Source organism: Pseudoclavibacter sp. JAI123, from assembly GCF_013409665.1.
GTDB lineage: Bacteria > Actinomycetota > Actinomycetes > Actinomycetales > Microbacteriaceae > Pseudoclavibacter.
Genome location: NZ_JACCCM010000001.1, coordinates 1,514,427 through 1,532,288 on the forward strand (window position 1 = coordinate 1,514,427; position 17,862 = coordinate 1,532,288).

Below are 17,862 nucleotides of genomic sequence, written 5' to 3' on the forward strand. Positions count from 1 at the left end.
TCCTAGGTGCGGTCGGTGGTGCTCGGGTCGGTCGTCTCGTCGTTCGGGCGCTGGAAGCCGATCTCTTCCCACTCGTTGACGGTGGGCGCCTCGAACTCGTCATCGTCGGCCGCTGCCTCGGCCGTCGCGATGAGGCGAGTGTCGTCGTCATCGGCGGTGAGCAGCGGTGCCGCCGTCTCGTGGGCGTCGAGGCTGGCTTCAGTGTCGAACGCCGAATCCGAGACGGACTCGGCGAGCAGCGCATCCTCGGCCAGGGTCGCCTCGTCGGTCTCGCCGATGTCGTCGCTGCTTCCCTCGAAGACGACCGGAGCGCTGCCGGGGCGCAGCTCGCTCCCGCCTTCGACGAGGCTCGTCTCAGTGCCGTTCTCGGGCATGCGACCGGGAACCTCGTAGTGCACGTAGAGAGCGTCCTCCTCGGCGGGGCTGAGGTTCTGGTCGACCTCGGTGCTCGGCGCGCTCGTCACGAGCGACTTCGCGTACGGGACGAGGATCCGCTTCTCGTCGAGCTCCGCGAGGTCGAGCGGGATGAAGTACTCCTTGGTGCCGAAGAGGCCCGTCTTGACGGTGACCCAGTTCGGGTCGCGAGTCTGGTCGTCGAGGTACACCTGGCCGACACGGCCGATGCGCTCGTCGCCGGGGCCGAAGACCGTCGCTTGGAAGATGCGGGTGAGCTTGGCCTCGTGCGCCTTCAGCTCTGCGGCGGCGTTGCTCTCCCCGCTGAGAGCGGGGCCGTCCGCCGTCAGGGAGTCGGAGCCCTCGTCGACCTGCTGCGGGGGCGCGATCGGGTCGTCCTCGAGTCCGCCAGCGACCTCGGCGTCGGTCAGGCCCCGCTCGGGGGCCCCGGTGGCGTCGATGCGCGTCGTGTCGTCGTCGCCCGGCTCGAAATCAGGGTCGAACTTGGTGTTCGTGTCGTCGGCAGCCATGCTGTGCTCCTCGGTCAACGTGGATGTGGCGGGTCGCTCGCGCCGGCCTGCGCGCGAGAGACCTGCACAAGACTAGCGATCGCGGCGGTGCGCTCGCCGAGTCGCGGCTAGGACGAGGCTCCGGGCGGCGCCGTCTCCCCGGATGCCGAGGGCCCCGTCGAGGCCTGTGGGCCCGCAGGTGCGTGGTTCGGGCCGCCCGGCGCTGCCGCTCGCCGGGCGGCCCTTTGCCCGGCACCCTTCACGCTGAGCCGCACGATGAGCCATGCCGCGGCGCCAAGGACGGTCAGGAGGACGAGGCCGGGCAACGCGAAGCCGAACGCGGTCCAGAAGGCCGCGAATCCGCGGAACAGGGCAGCCATGCCATCACGCAGTCCCGCCAGGAACCCGGCCGGCTCACCGCCGGGCGATGGTGCGTCGCTCGAGATCGAGATGGACACGGTCGAGTAGGCGATGCTCTCCTCGAGCACTTCGAGCTGTGCGCGCAGGCTCTGCAGCTCGCCGGTGCGCTCGGTGAGCGTCGTCTCGATCGCAAGGAGGTCGTCGACCTCCGTCGCTGAGGAGAGCATTCCCCGCAGGGAGGTGACCGAGGCCTCCAGCGTCGCCACCCGGGAGGACATGTCCGTCTTTTGCAGGGTCACGTCGACCGCCGAGGTCTCGACCGAGACGACATCGCCGACGTCGCGCAGCTCGGTGATGAACGCGTCGTAGTCGTCAGCGGGGACGCGGGCTGTCAGCTGCGCGGAGATGAAGTCCCCACCGGTCTCCGACCGAGCGTCGATGCGCCCGTCGCGTGCCTTGACGAGAGCCTCGACCTGCTCTCGAACGCCCGGCACGTCACCTGTGTGGATCCCCACGTACCCCGTCGTCACGACATCGCGATTCTCCTCGGTGGCGCCCGTCATGGGGGCCTGGCCGGCGTCTTCCTGCGCGACTCCTTGCGGAGCCCCGGCGGACTCGGCCGAGGAGGTGCCATTGCCTGCGCATCCGGCGAGCAGGAGGGCCGACAGGGTGAGGGCGGTCGCGGCTCCGAGCCGCCTCAATGTGGTGCGCATAGCTGTCATGCAAGCACCTGTAGGGGCCGGCCGCGCTCCGAGTTCCCCCAGAGAACGCGCGTCGAGGAGGGCGCCGCGTTCGATCTGCGCCGGGGGAGAGGCGCTCAGAAGAAGAGGTCGGGGTCCTTGCCGGTCCGTTCGCCGGACTCGAGTGCGGCGATCACGGCGAGGTCCTCGGCGTCGAGGGTGAAGTCGAAGACCTCGAGGTTCGAGGCGAGCCGCTCGCGGTGGACGGACTTGGGGATGACGACGTTGCCGAGGTCCAGCTGCCATCGCAGCACCACCTGAGCGACGGTCTTGCCGTGCTTCTCGGCGAGTGCGACGAGCGCGGGCTCCTGGAGCAGCGTGCCTCTGGCGAGCGGGGACCACGCTTCCGTCAGGATGCTGTGGGCGCTGTTGTAGGCGCGCGTCTCGGTCTGCGGCAGCCGGGGGTGCAGCTCGATCTGGTTGACGGCCGGGACGGTGCCGGTCTCCGCGGCCAGGCGGTCGAGGTGATGCCCCTTGAAGTTCGAGACGCCGATCGAGCGGGCACGGCCCTCGTCGCGCAGCCGTTCGAGGGCTCGCCACGTCTCGACGTATCGGTCCTGCGCGGGGGCTGGCCAGTGGATGAGGTAGAGGTCCACGTAGTCCAGCCCGAGCCGCTCGAGGCTCTCGTCGAACGAGGCGAGCGTCTCGTCGAAGCCGTGCCGGTCGTGCCAGACCTTCGTCGCGACGAACAGGCCATCGCGAGACGCGCCGCTCTCGCGGATGCCGCGCCCCACGCCCACCTCGTTGTCGTAGAACGCGGCGGTGTCGATGTGGCGGTAGCCGAGGTCGATGGCGTCGACGACGACTCGCGTCGCCTCCTCGTCAGGCACCTTGTAGACCCCGAGCCCCAGCTGCGGGATCTCGATGCCGTCGTTCATGGTCAGGCTGGGGGAGAGCGGCGAGGTCATGGAGGCCTTTCGTTCGGCGTGCGGCTGAGCGAGGGTCGATCAGGAGGGCGCGTTCAGGATGTTCATCGGCTCGGTGTCGGGGCGCGGAGCGATGTCGGTGCCGCGGAGGTCCGGGATGCTCCGACGCCAGACGAGCGCGACGGCCGCGCCGAGGAGCGCGAAGGCCGCGCTGACGAGGAAGCCGCCGAGAGAGCCGGCGAGGTCGTTGGCGATGCCGGCGAGCGCGGAGCCTGCGGCGGCGCCGATGAGCTGGCCGGTCGCCATCCATCCGTACGACTCTGCGCTCTCGCTGAACCTGACGCTCGAGGACACGGCCGAGAAGCTGCCGGAGAAGACCGGCGCGATGCCGAGGCCGCTCACGAAGAACGCCGCACCGAGCCAGATCGGGTTCGTCGAGATGAGTGCGAGACCGATGCCGAGGAACACGATGCCCATGCGGCGCGCTAAGGACGCTGGGGCCAGCGGGAGGTGTCCGAACGCGAGGCCTCCGACAAGGGAGCCCACGGCGAACACCGCCAGCAGTATCCCGGTCTCGGCTCGCTCGTGCCCGAACTCGGCGACGACGGCTGCCTCGATGGCGGAGCAGGCGCCGACGAGCAGCGCGCCGATGATCGACATGAGAACGACCACGGGATTGCGGAGCACCGCCCCGGCCCTCCTCCTCGACTTCGGGATGCGGACCTTCCCCACCTCGGGCGCTGCCACGAACCAGAGGCCGCCGAGGAGCAGGATGCCGGCCGCGACGAGGATGCCGGCGGCGGGGGAGATCGCGAACGCGACGGCCGTGGTGGCGACCGGGCCGATGACCCAGATGACCTCCTGGAGGGAGGCGTCGAGGGAGAAGAGCCGAGAGAGGAGGGCCGCGTTGACCACCTTGGGGTAGATGGTCCGTACGGCAGGGGAGACGGGAGGGATGGTGAGGCCGGCGAGGACGGCGATGATCGCGGCCTGCCAGAGCACCGGCGGCCAGAGGGCGAGGGCCGTGAGCGACACGGAGCACGCGACCATCGTCGCGATGAGAACGGGGCGCATGCCCCAGAACGTCATGAGGCGACCCGCCACCGGTCCGGAGACCGCCTGGCCGATGCTCAACGCGGCAAGGACGACACCGGCCGAGGTGAAGTTGGAGTACGTGTCCTCGATGTGCATGAGGATCGCGAGCGAGAGCATGCCGGCGGGGAACCTGGCGACGAGCTGCGAGAGCAGGAGTCGTGCCAGGCCAGGGGTTCTGAGTACAGTCGCGTAGTTCGTCACAGCGCCGACAATCGTACGCCTCAGACACAGAATGTCGGTGGTTGGGGACAGACTGTGCACAACCGCCGAAAACCGGTGGAGAAACGCCGGAAACAGGGGCATTTTCTGTGGAGGACTTGTGGAGAACTACACGGTTGTAACACCGCATCTAGTGGTGGTAGCCTCATCGAGCACAAGATGTAGTGGCCGCGGGAAACTGCGACACAACGGGGGTTCATCCACCTGGCACCGCGTGAGACTGCTCCGGCAGGGCCGCGGAAGACCGGGCGAGACGCGTTCACCGCACTGCACGAATAGCACTCCCAAGCACTTAGGAACCAGGAGAAAACCCATGGCAATCGCCGTCTACAGCAAGCCGTCATGCGTGCAGTGCACCGCCACCTACCGTGCCCTCGACAAGCAGGGCATCGAGTACGAGATCTTCGACGTATCGGCCGACGAGAAGGCACTCCAGACCGTCAAGGAGCTCGGCTACATGCAGGCTCCCGTCGTCATCGCCGGTGACGACCACTGGTCGGGCTTCCGTCCCGACAAGATCAGCCAGCTGGCTGCTCTCGCCACGGCCTAGCCGTCGCACCGCGCTGCTCTCGCCGCTGCTGAAGAAGGGACTGCACCCATGACCGGGCTCATCTACTTCTCGAGCGTCTCAGAGAACACGCGTCGCTTCGTCGAGAAGCTCGAGCGGCCAGCGAGCCGCATCCCGCTCTTCCCGAGCGAACCCCAGCTTGTCGCGGACGAGCCCTACGTGCTCATCCTCCCCACCTACGGTGGGGGAGATGGGCGCGGGGCCGTCCCCAAGCAGGTCATCAGGTTCCTCAACGAGCCGCGCAATCGCGAGCTCCTCCGCGGCGTCATCGCCGGCGGCAACACGAACTTCGGTAAGGGCTACGGCCTGGCAGCCGACATCATCTCCGCGAAGTGCGGCGTACCCACGCTCTACCGCTTCGAACTCTTCGGCACGCCAGACGACGTCGCCGCAGTCAACTCTGGATTGGACAGGTTTTGGCAGCAACAACCGCTCTCGACGACGCAAGTGTCATCACGATGAACGCACCAACGGCGGCGAACACGCTCGACTACCACTCGCTGAACGCGATGCTCAACCTGTACGACGAGAACGGCCAGATCCAGTTCGACAAGGACCGCGAAGCCGCTCACCAGTACTTCATCCAGCACGTCAACCAGAACACGGTCTTCTTCCACGACCTCGAAGAGCGCCTCGAGTACCTCGTCGAGAACGAGTACTACGAGCCCGAGACGCTCGCGATGTACTCCCACTCGTTCATCGAGCAGCTCCGCAACCGCCTCTACGCGAAGAAGTTCCGCTTCCCCACGTTCCTCGGCGCGTTCAAGTTCTACACCTCGTATGCCCTGAAGACGTTCGATGGCAAGCGCTACCTCGAGCGCTTCGAGGACCGCGTGCTCATGGTCGCGCTCGGCCTCGCGCAGGGTGAAGAGGCGCTCGCAACCTCGCTCGCCGACGAGATGATCGCCGGTCGCTTCCAGCCGGCAACCCCCACGTTCCTCAACACGGGCAAGAAGCAGCGCGGCGAGCTCGTCTCCTGCTTCCTCCTCCGCATCGAGGACAACATGGAGTCCATCGGCCGCTCCATCAACTCCGCGCTGCAGCTCTCCAAGCGCGGCGGTGGCGTCGCCTTCAACCTCTCCAACATCCGCGAGTCCGGCGCTCCGATCAAGCAGATCCAGAACCAGTCCTCTGGCATCATCCCGATCATGAAGCTGCTGGAGGACTCCTTCTCCTACGCGAACCAGCTCGGCGCGCGGCAGGGTGCCGGAGCCGTGTACCTCAACGTGCACCACCCGGACATCATGCGGTTCCTCGACACGAAGCGCGAGAACGCCGACGAGAAGATCCGCATCAAGACGCTCTCGCTCGGCGTCGTGGTTCCCGACATCACGTTCGAGCTCGCCAAGCGGGGTGAGGACATGTACCTCTTCTCCCCGTACGACGTCGAGCGCGTCTACGGCAAGCCGTTCGGCGACATCTCCGTCACGGAGAAGTACTACGAGATGGTCGACGACGCGCGCATCCAGAAGACGAAGATCAGCGCACGCACGCTGTTCCAGACGCTCGCCGAGATCCAGTTCGAGTCCGGCTACCCGTACATCATGTACGAGGACACGGTGAACCGTGCGAACCCCATCGAGGGCCGCATCAACATGTCGAACCTCTGCTCGGAGATCCTCCAGGTCAACTCGCCGACGACCTACACCGACGACCTCGGCTACGAGACCATCGGCAACGACATCTCCTGCAACCTGGGTTCGATGAACATCGCGGCGGCCATGGACTCCCGCGACCTGGCGACGGCCGTCGAGACGGCCATCCGCGGTCTCACCGCTGTGAGCGACATGAGCCACATAGCCTCGGTGCCGTCCATCGCGAGGGGCAACGACGAGTCGCACGCCATCGGCCTGGGCCAGATGAACCTGCACGGATTCCTGGGACGCGAGCGCATCTTCTACGGTTCGGAAGAGGCTCTCGACTTCACGAACATGTACTTCTACACGGTCGTGTTCCACGCGATCCGTGCCTCGAACCTCATCGCGACCGAGCGCGGCCGCTCCTTCGCCGGCTTCGAGCGCTCCACCTACGCGACGGGCGAGTTCTTCGACAAGTACGTCGACGTCGAGTGGGCTCCCAAGACGGAACGCGTCCGCGAGCTCTTCGAGGGCATGCACATCCCGACCCAGGCCGACTGGGCTGAGCTGCGCGAGCTCGTGCAGAAGCACGGCATGTACAACCGAAACCTCCAGGCTGTGCCGCCGACCGGGTCGATCAGCTACATCAACCACTCGACCTCGTCGATCCACCCGATCGCGTCGAAGATCGAGATCCGCAAGGAAGGCAAGCTCGGCCGCGTCTACTACCCGGCGCCGTACCTCTCGAACGACAACCTCGAGTACTTCGAGGATGCCTACGAGATCGGCTACGAGAAGATCATCGACACGTACGCGGAGGCGACGCAGCACGTCGACCAGGGCCTGTCGCTGACGCTGTTCTTCAAGGACACGGCGACGACCCGCGACATCAACCGCGCGCAGATCTACGCGTGGAAGAAGGGCATCAAGACGATCTACTACATCCGTCTTCGTCAGCTCGCGCTCGAGGGCACCGAGGTCGACGGCTGCGTCAGCTGCATGCTGTAACAGCACTCCTCGGCCAGGCCGGCCTCCGGGCGAATGCCCGACTATTCCCGCACGAACGCGACAGAAAAGAACTCACGCAGATGAACCCGCAGGTCGAGACGAGCCACCTCCTCCAAAAAGTCGAGGCGATCAACTGGAACCGCATCCCGGATGAGAAGGATGTCGAGGTCTGGAACCGACTCGTCAACAACTTCTGGCTTCCGGAGAAGGTGCCGCTGTCGAACGACGTGCAGTCGTGGAACACGCTCACGCCGGCCGAGCAGACGCTCACGATGCGCGTCTTCACGGGGCTCACGCTGCTCGACACGATCCAGGGAACCGTTGGCGCTGTCAGCCTCATCCCTGACTCGCTGACGCCGCACGAGGAGGCCGTCTACACGAACATCGCGTTCATGGAGTCGGTGCACGCCAAGAGCTACTCGTCGATCTTCTCGACGCTCTCGAGCACGCCGCAGATCGACGACGCGTTCCGCTGGTCCACGGAGAACGAGAATCTGCAGCGCAAGGCGCAGATCGTCATGAACTACTACCACGGCAACGACCCGCTCAAGCGGAAGATCGCGTCGACGCTGCTGGAGTCGTTCCTGTTCTACTCGGGCTTCTACCTGCCCATGTACTGGTCGAGCCACGCGAAGCTCACCAACACGGCCGACCTCATCCGCCTCATCATCCGTGACGAGGCAGTGCACGGCTACTACATCGGGTACAAGTTCCAGAAGGGCCTCGAGCTCGTCGACGAGGCCAAGCGCCAGGAGCTGAAGGACTACACCTTCGAGCTGCTCTTCGAGCTGTACGAGAACGAGGTGCAGTACACGCACGACCTCTACGACGAAGTCGGCCTGGCCGAGGACGTCAAGAAGTTCCTGCACTACAACGCCAACAAGGCGCTCATGAACCTCGGCTACGAGCCCATGTTCCCCTCCAGCGTCACCGACGTGAACCCGGCGATCCTGTCGGCGCTCTCGCCGAACGCCGACGAGAACCACGACTTCTTCTCCGGGTCCGGCTCCTCCTACGTCATCGGCAAGGCCGTCAACACCGAGGACGAGGACTGGGACTTCTAACCCCAGGCCCCCGCAGCGCCACCCGCGAGGCGGCACCGACCAGGAACCTGGCCGGTGCCGCCTCGCGGTGTCTCTCCCGACAACACGCCCTGACTTTCTTCCCGCAGCCCACACCCCGGGGCTCGTTGCGTCGAGCTCTGTGTGGCTTTGGGGAGTCCGACTTCTGGTCCGATCCAGGCCGCGCGCGCTACGCTCTGGGCAGCGGCACCCCGCCGCCGGAGGGCGAGCACGGTCCCCCCGAGCACGATCGAAGGAGATCCCATGGGACACGACAAGAACGAGGAACTTCGCGAGGAGCACGAGCACCAGGAGGAGCACCGCCAGGAGCGCCGCGACGAGACCTTCGAAGCGGGCGGCGGCGCCGTCGATGACGAGGGCTCGCAGGACCGCCGACGCCAGGACGGCGTCAGCGACCTCTCCTGACCGGCGAGTCCGGCGCGCCCCCGACCCTCGGCTCGGGGAGCGCCGGACCACCAGCACAACGAGATACCCGGCACCTCCAGGAACGCAGGAGAAGTCATGGTCGACAACGAGGTCACCACCACGCCTGACGACGGGCGCGACGAGACTCCGAACGAGCGCTACGACCGCAACTGGAACGAGCTCATGCAGGAGTTCCGCGTCCTGCAGACGGGCACGCAGATCATGGCCGGGTTCCTCCTGACACTGCCGTTCCAGCAGCGCTTCACCGAACTCGGGACGTTCGACCACGTGCTCTACCTGTGCCTCGTCATCTTCGCCGTCGTCGTCACCCTGCTGGCCCTGGCGCCGGTCATGCTGCACCGAGTGCTGTTCCAGGAGCGCGCGAAAGCCCAGCTCGTGCACGCGGGGAGCGTGATCCTCCTCGTCTGCCTCGTCGCAGCCACGCTCCTCTTCGTCGGCATCGTGCTCTTCGTCTTCGACTTCGTCGTCTCACCCACCGCCGGCCTATGGGCCGGCGGCGGGATCGCCGTGCTCGCCGTCTTGCTGTGGACCTTCGGCCCCAAGCTCCTCCGGGCCGCACGTGACCGCGCCGTTGATGACTATCCCAGCGGGAACGCGTCGAAGAGCTGAGCGGGGGCGTCCGGGGTGCGCGAGTCGACCACGTAGCTCGAGACCTTCGCACCCGCATCCGCTGACACGGTCAGGACGCTGAAGACACTCAGCTCGGGGTCGGCGATGTACGGGAGCGGCTGGTCTTCGGGTCCCAACCGGGGGCGGATGTTCGGCACGATGGGGGTGAGGCCGCCCGGGTCGCCCTGAGCGAGGGCGTCGTGGGCGTTCCAGAGGCGAGGCGGGCGGGCGCGGTGCCGTCCGCCGCCACCCTCGAACGCGCCGTGGGTGCTGCCCGCGTGCGAGGTCTCGAGGTAGTGCACGCCCGCTGGCGACGTGAACCTCGACCAGAGGTGGGAGTGCCCGCCGATCACGAGCTCGACGCGTGCCGCTTCCAGCAGCGGCGCGACGTCGCGAAGCAGGATGTTCTCGCTCGACGGGTAGTCGTAGCGCACCCCGGTCACCTGCCCAGTCGCATCCCGCTCCTCGAGGCGAACGGGATGCGCGAAGTGCGGCATCGCGTTCACGCCGATGCTGTGCGGGCTCTCGTGCATGACGACGATCCGCAACCTCGCCTCGGCGAACTCCGGACTCCGCAGTTCGCGTCGCAGCCAGTTGTACTGCGGGCTCCCTGCGCTCAGGTCGTCGATGATGTGCGAACCGTAGCGTTGGGCGAGCGGGTCGTCGAGCACGTCGCGCGACTCCTGGTACCTGCTCGAGGCGACACGGTCCTCGGGGTGCTCCTCCGCGCGCTCGGAACGCCAGACACGCGCCGCGCTGAGCGCGATGATGCGCACGCCGCCGAAGGTGATGGCGAAGAAGCGCGACCCTGACGGGGACGGGAACAGCATCTCGTAGTTCGAGAGGCTCAGGCCGTCCGGGCTGACGGCGAGCGGCAGCGCGCTCTCGAACGATTCCGCGAGCGTGGCCCCGGCCTCTCGCGTCCCTTGGACTTCATGGTTGCCGACAACCGAGAGCATCGGCGTGTTGGGCAGGATGCCTCGCATCGAGGGGAAGAACGCCGAGCCGCGGGCGTCATCGAACCACTCTGACGCGCGGTCGGGGACATTCACGAAGTCGCCCGCGTAGAGCACGGCGTCGAAGCGCCCGGTTGCGGCGATCGCCTGCTTCATCGTGGCGGGCACCGTCGCTCCGAGCTGATGGTCGCTGGTCAGCAGCAGCCTGAGCATGGGTGCACCGGCCGGGGGAGCGGCTGACAGGCGGGCGACGTCGGATGCGACCCCGGAGCTGGCAACTCGGTACGCGTACGCCCGCCCGGGTTCGAGGCCCGTCGCTCTCGCGGCGATCCGCCACACCTCGCGTGGCACGGTCACGCCGCTTGTCTCGCCGCTCTCCAAGGCGAGACGAAGGTCGACCAGCCGCGCCGGGAGCACGCTCTCTCGGTCTTCGGCCATCGCGGACAGGCGCGTGCTGGCGGCCTGCACCCAGACAGCGGCGGGAAGCTCGCCGCCGATCGACGCATCCAGCAGCTCGTCCGGGCTCAGCTGCTCGAGGCGGTCGGCAAGCTCCCACGGCGCGAAGACCAGGCGGCTCGCGCGCGGCCTCCGATCGGTCACCCAGGCGACCTCGACACCTGTCTCGTCCGGCAGCAGCAGGTACGGCTCGCACAGCAGTCCGATCTCGTCGCTCACACGCCCCATTCCGTCATCTGAGCCGCTCCGACTCTTGCGGGTCTTCCCACCAGTGGCAAGAGTATGCACATGGACACCCCTGTGACGCCTCCCGCCAGCGAGAACCCCCTGACGATCTTCAGCAGCGCCGATGAGCTCGCGCCGCTTCCGAGGCTAGAGCTGCCCGAGCACGGGACGAGGAGCGAGGTCGCGTACCAGCTCGTGCGTGACGACGCGATGCTCGACGGCAATGCCAGGCAGAACCTCGCCACGTTCGTGAGCACGTACATGGACGAGCACGCCGACCGCCTCTACTCGGAGACGTTCGACAAGAACATCGTCGACAAGGACGAGTACCGACGGACTGCCGAGATCGAGCAGCGGTGCTGGAAGATGATCGCGAACCTGTGGCACGTGCCCGACGTCGCGAAGGCGATCGGTACGAGCACGGTCGGCTCCTCGGAGGCCGCCATGCTCGCGGGCCTTGCCCTCAAGAAGCGCTGGGCCGCTGCGCGCAAGGCCAAGGGGCAGTCGGCGGATGCACCCAACATCGTGATGTCGAGCGCCGTGCAGGTGTGCTGGGAGAAGTTCTGCGTCTACTGGGACGTGGAGGCCCGCTTCGTGCCCATCGACGACGCGCATCCGACGCTGACGGGCGATCAGCTCGACGCCGTCGTCGACGAGAACACCATCGGCGTCGTCGCCATCATGGGCGTCACCTACACGGGCGCGTACGAGCCGGTGAAGGAGATCTCGGCGGCGCTCGACCGGATCCAGGCCGCGCGCGGACTGGACATCCCCGTTCACGTCGACGGCGCGTCCGGCGGCATGATCGCGCCGTTCCTCAACCGGGACCTCGAGTGGGACTTCCGCGTCGACCGGGTCGTGTCGATCAACACCTCTGGCCACAAGTACGGGCTCGTCTACCCGGGCCTCGGCTGGGTCGTCTGGCGAGACGTCGACCTCGTGCCGCCCGAGCTGATCTTCCGGGTCAGCTACCTGGGCGGCGACATCCCCACCCTCACCCTCAACTTCTCGCGCCCCGGCGCGCAGGTGCTGCTGCAGTACTACCAGTTCCTGCACCTGGGCTTCTCGGGGTACGAGCGCGTGCAGCGCGCCACGATGGATGTGGCGAAGTTCCTCGCGCAGGAGATCGACTCCATGGACGAGTTCGCCCTCTTCAACAAGCAGCTCGACATCCCCGTCTTCGCCTGGCAGCGCACCGACGCGGGCGGCGCGTGGACCCTCGCCGATGTCTCCGACCGGCTGCGCATGACGGGCTGGCTCGTGCCCTCGTATCCGCTGCCGGACAATCTCTCGGACAGACTCGTCCAGCGCATCGTGGTTCGCAACGGGCTCGGACGAGACCTCGCCGACGACCTCATGGGCGATCTCCGCGCCGCGGTCCGGGATCTCGGGTCGGGCGCAGCAGGGCGCTCCGGCCGCGGGGATGACAAGCGCGGGTTCACGCACTAGGCGGTTCCCGCAGTCCTCCCTGTCGGCCGCACGTGCGCGCCGAGCGGCACCGTCAAGGCGCCTCCCATGACATGGGAATCGGCGGTCCGCTGCGTCGGATGAACATCACAAGGCGAGCACAATCTGCGGATCGCGTCATCCAGCAGACTCTCAGGCCGGTAGCGTTGCGCACACAATTCGGCTGAGGCGATCTGCGTCAGCCGACAGACCGGCAGACGCGGGGGCAGCCGGGTTCCGACAGGTTCCAACGCTGCTCCAGGTTCTGCCCTGGCCGAGGAGCACGATGCGAACTTCGCTCACCTCACTCCTGCAACGAGTCGCAGACTCACGAAACCAAGTCCTGTCCGTCATCGCGGTCGCACTGCTGCTGCTGCTGACCGGCGGAGCCATCGCGGGAACCGCCCAGGCGGCCACGATCGGCAAGAGCTCGGTCGAGGGACAGACCTTCACGATCGCCACCGACACCACATGGGCGCCGTTCGAGTTCGAGATCGACGGCGAGCTCCGCGGCATCGACATGGACCTCATCAACGCCATCGCGGATGATCAGGGCTTCACGGTCGACATCAAGTCGCTCGGGTTCGATGGCGCACTGCAGGCAGTGCAGACCAATGCCGTCGACGGCATGATCGCCGGCATGTCGATCACCGATGAGCGGAAGGGCACGTTCGACTTCTCGAACCCCTACTTCGACTCGGGCATCCAGATGGCCGTCGCCAAGAACAACGGCGACGTCACCACGTACGAGGACCTCGCGGGCAAGACCGTCGCCGCCAAGAACGGCACTGAGGGCTTCACCTTCGCCGAGACCCTGGGCAAGGAGATCGGCTTCACCGTCACCGGCTTCCAGGATGCATCCGACGCGTTCAACGACGTCACGAGCGGCAACTCGGTCGCGGTGTTCGACGACTTCCCGATCCTCCAGTACGGCATCGAGACCGGCGAGATCAACCTCAAGACGGTCACCGAGCCGGAGCGCGCATCGTCGTACGGCTTCGCGGTCAACAAGGGCCAGAACGCGGAGCTCCGCGAGGCCTTCAACGAGGGCCTGAAGAACGTCGTCGAGAACGGCACGTACCAGGGCATCCTCGACGAGTACCTCGGCGACGGCGCGCCCGACGCGACCAAGATCTCCGGTGGCGTCGTCACGCTCGGCAACGAGGTCATCGAGGACGACGGTCCGGGCACACTGCCCAAGAACCCGCTCTTCGCGGTCGACACCCCGCAGGACAAGGGCTCGTTCGTCATCGCGACGGACAACACGTACGCGCCGTTCGAGTTCGAGCAGAACGGAGAGACGATCGGCATCGACATGGACCTGATGCGCGCGATCGCCGCGAACCAGGGCTTCACCGTCGACATCAAGCCGCTCGGCTTCGACGCCGCACTCCAGGCCGTCCAGTCGGGTCAGGCCGACGGCATCATCGCCGGCATGACCATCACGGATGAGCGCAAGGAGGTCTTCGACTTCTCGGAGCCGTACTTCACCTCCGGTGTGCAGATGGCCGTCGCTGATGGCGACACGAGCATCGCCGGCTACGAGGACCTGGCAGGCAAGAACGTCGCCGTCAAGACCGGAACCGTGGGCGCCACCACCGCCGAGGAGCTCTCGACCGAGTACGGCTTCACGATCCGCACGTTCTCCGACACCGCCGACATGATCGCGGAGGTCCAGACGGGCAACTCCGTCGCACTGTTCGAGGACTTCCCTGTGCTGCAGTACGGCATCCAGCAGGGCAACGGCCTCATGACCGTCGGAGACCCCATCGAGGGTGGCGAGTACGGCTTCGCGGTGCTCAAGGGGCAGAACGCGGACCTGCTCGAGATGTTCGATGCCGGGCTCGCCAACGCCGAAGACACGGGAGTGCTCGACACGATCAACGACCGCTACCTCGGCAGCGAGGAGGAATCGGGACAGCTCGGCTTCTTCGAGCTCGTCGTGGCCGCCTTCCCGTCGCTCATGGTCGGCCTCGGCTACACTCTGCTGGCCACCGCGCTGTCGCTCGTCTTCGCCATGATCCTCGGCCTCGCGTTCGGCTTCCTGAAGATCTCGAAAAACCTGCTGCTCCGCGGCATCGCGTCGACGTACGTGAACATCTTCCGAGGCACCCCGGTGCTGGTGCAGGCGTTCTTCTTCTACTTCGGTGTGCCAGCCGTGACGGGCATCTCGCTCGACGCGCTGACGGCCGGTGTGATCACGCTGAGCCTCAACGCCGGCGCGTACATCACGGAGACGGTGCGCTCGGGCATCCAGTCGGTCGACCCCGGCCAGATGGAGGCGGCTCGCTCGCTCGGCCTCACGCGCGGCAAGTCCATGCGTCGAGTCGTGCTGCCGCAGGCGTTCAAGATCATGACGCCGTCGCTCATCAACCAGTTCATCATCACGCTGAAGGACACCTCGCTGCTGTCCGTCCTCGGCTTCGCTGAGCTCACCTACCAGGGCCGCATCGTCATCGCCTCGACCTTCCGGTCGTTCGAGATCTGGCTCGTCGTCGGTGTGCTCTACTTCATCGTCATCTACCTGCTGACGGTCCTCTCCAACTACGTCGACAAGAGGTTCAACAAATGAGTGACGTGAACAACTCAGCGTCGGATGCGTCAGCCGTGGAGCAGACGCCATTCACCGGTCGCTTCGACGCGGTCAACTCGGGCGAGCCTCGCGTGCGCGTCGTCGAGATGCACAAGTCGTTCGGCCCCGTCGAGGTGCTGAAGGGCATCGACCTCGAGATCGCCAACGGCGAGGTCATCGCCATCATCGGTCCGTCCGGTTCGGGGAAGTCGACGCTGCTGCGCTGCCTCAACCGCCTCGAAGAGGTCACCAAGGGCCACGTCTTCATCGACGACGACGACATCACGGCGCCCAAGACGAACCTCGACAAGGTACGCCAGCGCATCGGAATGGTGTTCCAGCACTTCAACCTCTTCCCGCACATGACCGTGCTGGAGAATGTGACGCTGGCGCCCCGCGAGATCAAGGGCACGACCAAGGAAGCGGCCAACAAGCGTGGCGAGGAGCTGCTGCGCCGAGTTGGTCTCGACCACCTCATGGACCGCCGCCCCTCGCAGCTCTCCGGTGGACAGAAGCAGCGTGTGGCGATAGCCCGCGCGCTCGCCATGGACCCGGAGATCATGCTCTTCGACGAGGCGACCAGCGCCCTCGACCCAGAGATGGTCGGTGAGGTGCTGCAGGTCATCCGCGACCTTGCCAAGTCGGGCATGACAATGGCCCTTGTCACGCACGAGATGGGCTTCGCGCGCGAAGTCGCCGACCGTGTCGTGTTCATGGCCGAAGGCAAGATCGTCGAGATGGGAACGCCGGACGAGCTGTTCGGCAACCCGAAGGAGTCGCGCACGCAGGACTTCCTCGGGAAGGTGCTCTAGCCCTTCCTCGTTCCCGGCACCGAAGAACGCGGCACCCCCTGTCCAGTGGACAGGGGGTGCCGCGTTTCCACTAGCCTGTCGAGGTGACGCTCAACGATGCACCCACAGCAGCCCAGTTCGCGAAGGACACCACCCCCGGATCCGAATGGTGGCGCTCGGCCGTCATCTACCAGGTCTACCCGCGTTCGTTCGCGGACGGCACCGGTGACGGCATCGGCGATCTCGCCGGCGTGACCGCGCACATCCCGGACCTCGCCGACCTCGGCATCGACGCCATCTGGCTCTCCCCGTTCTACCCGTCGCCCCTCAACGACGCCGGCTACGACGTCGCCGACTACTGCGATGTCGACCCCGTCTTCGGCACGCTCGACGAGTTCGACCGGATGCTCGAGGCCGCTCACGAGCGGGGCATCCGCATCATCGTCGACATCGTCCCGAACCACTCCTCCTCGGAGCACGCCTGGTTCAAGGCGGCCGTGGCCGCTGGCCCCGGCAGCCCCGAGCGCGCCCGCTACCTGTTCCGTGAGGGCAAGGGCGAGCATGGTGAGCTGCCGCCGAACAACTGGCAGTCGCTGTTCGGCGGGCCCGCCTGGACGCGCCTCACGGAAGCCGACGGGACTCCCGGCCAGTGGTACCTGCACCTGTTCGACTCGACGCAGCCCGATTTCGACTGGTCGAACCCGGTGGTGCACCAGGACTTCGAGAACATTCTCCGATTCTGGCTGGACCGCGGCGTCGACGGCTTCCGCATCGACGTCGCCCACGGCCTCGCGAAGGAAGACGGACTGCCAGACTACATCCCCGTCGAGAGCAACCTGCCCATCGTCGGCGACCCCCGCACCCCGTACCTCGGCCAGGAGGCCGTGCACGACATCTTCCGCGCCTGGCACCTCGTGGCCGCCGAGTACGACGGCGACCGCGTGCTGTGCGGTGAGGCCTGGCTGCCGAGCGTCGAGGAGATGGCCGAATGGGTCCGCCCGGGCCAACTGCACCAGACCTTCAATTTCGCGTACCTGCGCGCCCCGTGGGATGCGGACGGACAGAAGGAGGTCGTGACGCGCTCGCTCGCCGCGTTCGCCGCATCCGGTGCCCCCAGCACGTGGGTGCTGTCGAACCACGACACGGTGCGCCACGCGACCCGCCTCGCGCTGACCGAGCCGAACGCGCACGGCGCGGGCGTCGGCCCGAAGACACCAGGCCAGCCGGACCCCATCGTGGGCGAGCGTCGTGCCCGCGCCGCGACCGCGCTCATGCTCGGCCTCCCGGGCTCGAGCTACCTGTACCAGGGCGAGGAGCTCGGCCTGCCCGACGTCATCGACCTCGCCGACGACGCACGGCAGGATCCGATCTTCATCCGCTCCGAAGGCGAGCTGTACGGTCGCGACGGGTGCCGCGTGCCCATCCCGTGGGAGACCGAGGGCGACAGCTACGGCTTCAGCGCGACGGGGGAGTCATGGCTTCCGCAGCCTGAGCTGTGGGCGAAGCTCGCCCGCAGCGAGCAGGTGCACGACCCCGCCTCGACGCTCAACCTCTACCGTTCGCTGCTCGCGCTCCGACGCGAGCACGACCTCGGGCTGGGGGATGCGCGCTTCGAATGGGTCGACGGCTTCGGCGACGAGGTGCTCGCCTACCGGAACGGCGACGTCACCGTCATCACCAACTTCGGCACCGAGCCGGTTGCGCTGCCGGAAGGTCTTCGTGTGCTCGCCCGCAGCGAGGTCACGCACGTCGAGGATGCGGCTCAGCTGCTGACCGACACCACGGTCTGGCTCGGTGCCGCCGAGTAGCGCCACCGGATCGGGCGCGCCTGGCGCGCCTGCACGCAGCTGCGTGCAGGCGGCGACTCATCACCGAGCTCGCGTGCACGGATACAGCTCACTCGGATCGTACGCCTCTTCGCTGACCCGAGACACAGCCATCTGCGGCTGCGCGGGAGGACACTC

At 66.8% G+C, this 17,862-nt stretch carries 15 protein-coding genes; 10 read left to right on the forward strand and 5 right to left on the reverse strand.

Annotated features, from left to right (window positions below; translation table 11 throughout):
- Positions 1-2: 2 nt before the first annotated feature.
- The 4 genes from HDC34_RS07175 to HDC34_RS07190 form a co-directional block, all read right to left on the reverse strand.
- On the reverse strand, positions 3-923 hold the full coding sequence (locus HDC34_RS07175; RefSeq protein ID WP_179556376.1) for a PRC-barrel domain-containing protein: 921 nt from the start codon (positions 921-923) through the stop codon (positions 3-5).
- A 107-nt stretch (positions 924-1,030) separates the two neighbouring features.
- Positions 1,031-1,975, reverse strand: a complete 945-nt coding sequence (locus HDC34_RS07180) for a DUF4349 domain-containing protein (protein ID WP_179556377.1) — start codon at positions 1,973-1,975, stop codon at positions 1,031-1,033.
- A gap of 104 nt (positions 1,976-2,079) precedes the next feature.
- A complete protein-coding gene (locus HDC34_RS07185; RefSeq protein WP_179556378.1) occupies positions 2,080-2,910 on the reverse strand; it encodes an aldo/keto reductase in 831 nt (276 codons plus the stop codon).
- A gap of 39 nt (positions 2,911-2,949) precedes the next feature.
- On the reverse strand, positions 2,950-4,164 hold the full coding sequence (locus tag HDC34_RS07190) for an MFS transporter (RefSeq protein ID WP_104312412.1): 1,215 nt from the start codon (positions 4,162-4,164) through the stop codon (positions 2,950-2,952).
- Between the two features lie 331 nt (positions 4,165-4,495).
- On the opposite strand from HDC34_RS07190, the gene nrdH reads away from it, so the two are divergent.
- The 6 genes from nrdH to HDC34_RS07220 all read left to right on the forward strand — a co-directional run bounded on the left by nrdH (position 4,496) and on the right by HDC34_RS07220 (position 9,452).
- On the forward strand, positions 4,496-4,732 hold the full coding sequence (gene nrdH, locus HDC34_RS07195; protein ID WP_068478736.1) for a glutaredoxin-like protein NrdH: 237 nt from the start codon (positions 4,496-4,498) through the stop codon (positions 4,730-4,732).
- A gap of 48 nt (positions 4,733-4,780) precedes the next feature.
- Positions 4,781-5,212 carry a class Ib ribonucleoside-diphosphate reductase assembly flavoprotein NrdI gene (gene nrdI, locus HDC34_RS07200; RefSeq protein ID WP_104312411.1) on the forward strand — a complete coding sequence of 144 codons (432 nt, stop codon included), beginning with the start codon at positions 4,781-4,783 and terminating at the stop codon, positions 5,210-5,212.
- Positions 5,209-7,335 (forward strand): class 1b ribonucleoside-diphosphate reductase subunit alpha, encoded by a 2,127-nt coding sequence (gene nrdE / locus HDC34_RS07205; RefSeq protein WP_179556379.1) that lies wholly within the window; start codon positions 5,209-5,211, stop codon positions 7,333-7,335. The genes nrdI and nrdE overlap by 4 nt, the downstream gene beginning before the upstream one ends.
- 80 nt (positions 7,336-7,415) lie before the next feature.
- Positions 7,416-8,399 (forward strand): class 1b ribonucleoside-diphosphate reductase subunit beta, encoded by a 984-nt coding sequence (gene nrdF, locus HDC34_RS07210; protein ID WP_104312409.1) that lies wholly within the window; start codon positions 7,416-7,418, stop codon positions 8,397-8,399.
- Between the two features lie 261 nt (positions 8,400-8,660).
- The gene (locus HDC34_RS07215; protein WP_179556380.1) at positions 8,661-8,822 is read left to right on the forward strand and encodes a hypothetical protein; all 162 of its coding nucleotides are present in this window, start codon (positions 8,661-8,663) and stop codon (positions 8,820-8,822) included.
- 96 nt (positions 8,823-8,918) lie between these two features.
- The gene (locus tag HDC34_RS07220) at positions 8,919-9,452 is read left to right on the forward strand and encodes a DUF6328 family protein (RefSeq protein WP_179556381.1); all 534 of its coding nucleotides are present in this window, start codon (positions 8,919-8,921) and stop codon (positions 9,450-9,452) included.
- On the opposite strand, the gene HDC34_RS07225 is transcribed toward HDC34_RS07220, so the two are convergent.
- Positions 9,422-11,083: a metallophosphoesterase gene (locus HDC34_RS07225; protein WP_179556382.1), complete on the reverse strand. Its 1,662-nt coding sequence runs from the start codon at positions 11,081-11,083 to the stop codon at positions 9,422-9,424. The genes HDC34_RS07220 and HDC34_RS07225 overlap by 31 nt on opposite strands.
- Before the next feature lie 69 nt (positions 11,084-11,152).
- Between HDC34_RS07225 and HDC34_RS07230 the strand changes: the two genes are divergently transcribed.
- The 4 genes from HDC34_RS07230 (at position 11,153) to HDC34_RS07245 (ending at position 17,706) form a co-directional block, all read left to right on the forward strand.
- On the forward strand, positions 11,153-12,538 hold the full coding sequence (locus tag HDC34_RS07230; protein WP_218854916.1) for a glutamate decarboxylase: 1,386 nt from the start codon (positions 11,153-11,155) through the stop codon (positions 12,536-12,538).
- A gap of 283 nt (positions 12,539-12,821) precedes the next feature.
- Entirely contained in the window at positions 12,822-15,107 is a 2,286-nt protein-coding gene (locus HDC34_RS07235; RefSeq protein WP_179556384.1) for an ABC transporter substrate-binding protein/permease, read from the forward strand.
- Positions 15,108-15,214: 107 nt separating this feature from the next.
- Complete coding sequence (locus tag HDC34_RS07240) at positions 15,215-15,919, forward strand: amino acid ABC transporter ATP-binding protein (protein WP_179557121.1); 705 nt, start codon at positions 15,215-15,217, stop codon at positions 15,917-15,919.
- Positions 15,920-16,002: 83 nt separating this feature from the next.
- Positions 16,003-17,706, forward strand: a complete 1,704-nt coding sequence (locus HDC34_RS07245) for a glycoside hydrolase family 13 protein (RefSeq protein WP_179556385.1) — start codon at positions 16,003-16,005, stop codon at positions 17,704-17,706.
- Positions 17,707-17,862 lie beyond the last annotated feature (156 nt).

What these genes read in the sequence shown, in the direction of transcription:
- nrdF (WP_104312409.1), top strand. Translation starts at nt 7,416, where the DNA reads ATGAACCCGCAGGTCGAGACGAGCCACCTCCTCCAAAAAGTCGAGGCG.
- HDC34_RS07240 (WP_179557121.1), top strand. Translation starts at nt 15,215, where the DNA reads ATGCACAAGTCGTTCGGCCCCGTCGAGGTGCTGAAGGGCATCGACCTC.
- HDC34_RS07220 (WP_179556381.1), top strand. Translation starts at nt 8,919, where the DNA reads ATGGTCGACAACGAGGTCACCACCACGCCTGACGACGGGCGCGACGAG.
- HDC34_RS07230 (WP_218854916.1), top strand. Translation starts at nt 11,153, where the DNA reads ATGGACACCCCTGTGACGCCTCCCGCCAGCGAGAACCCCCTGACGATC.
- nrdH (WP_068478736.1), top strand. Translation starts at nt 4,496, where the DNA reads ATGGCAATCGCCGTCTACAGCAAGCCGTCATGCGTGCAGTGCACCGCC.
- nrdE (WP_179556379.1), top strand. Translation starts at nt 5,209, where the DNA reads ATGAACGCACCAACGGCGGCGAACACGCTCGACTACCACTCGCTGAAC.
- HDC34_RS07215 (WP_179556380.1), top strand. Translation starts at nt 8,661, where the DNA reads ATGGGACACGACAAGAACGAGGAACTTCGCGAGGAGCACGAGCACCAG.
- nrdI (WP_104312411.1), top strand. Translation starts at nt 4,781, where the DNA reads ATGACCGGGCTCATCTACTTCTCGAGCGTCTCAGAGAACACGCGTCGC.
- HDC34_RS07180 (WP_179556377.1), bottom strand. Translation starts at nt 1,975, where the DNA reads ATGCGCACCACATTGAGGCGGCTCGGAGCCGCGACCGCCCTCACCCTG.
- HDC34_RS07235 (WP_179556384.1), top strand. Translation starts at nt 12,822, where the DNA reads ATGCGAACTTCGCTCACCTCACTCCTGCAACGAGTCGCAGACTCACGA.
- HDC34_RS07185 (WP_179556378.1), bottom strand. Translation starts at nt 2,910, where the DNA reads ATGACCTCGCCGCTCTCCCCCAGCCTGACCATGAACGACGGCATCGAG.
- HDC34_RS07175 (WP_179556376.1), bottom strand. Translation starts at nt 923, where the DNA reads ATGGCTGCCGACGACACGAACACCAAGTTCGACCCTGATTTCGAGCCG.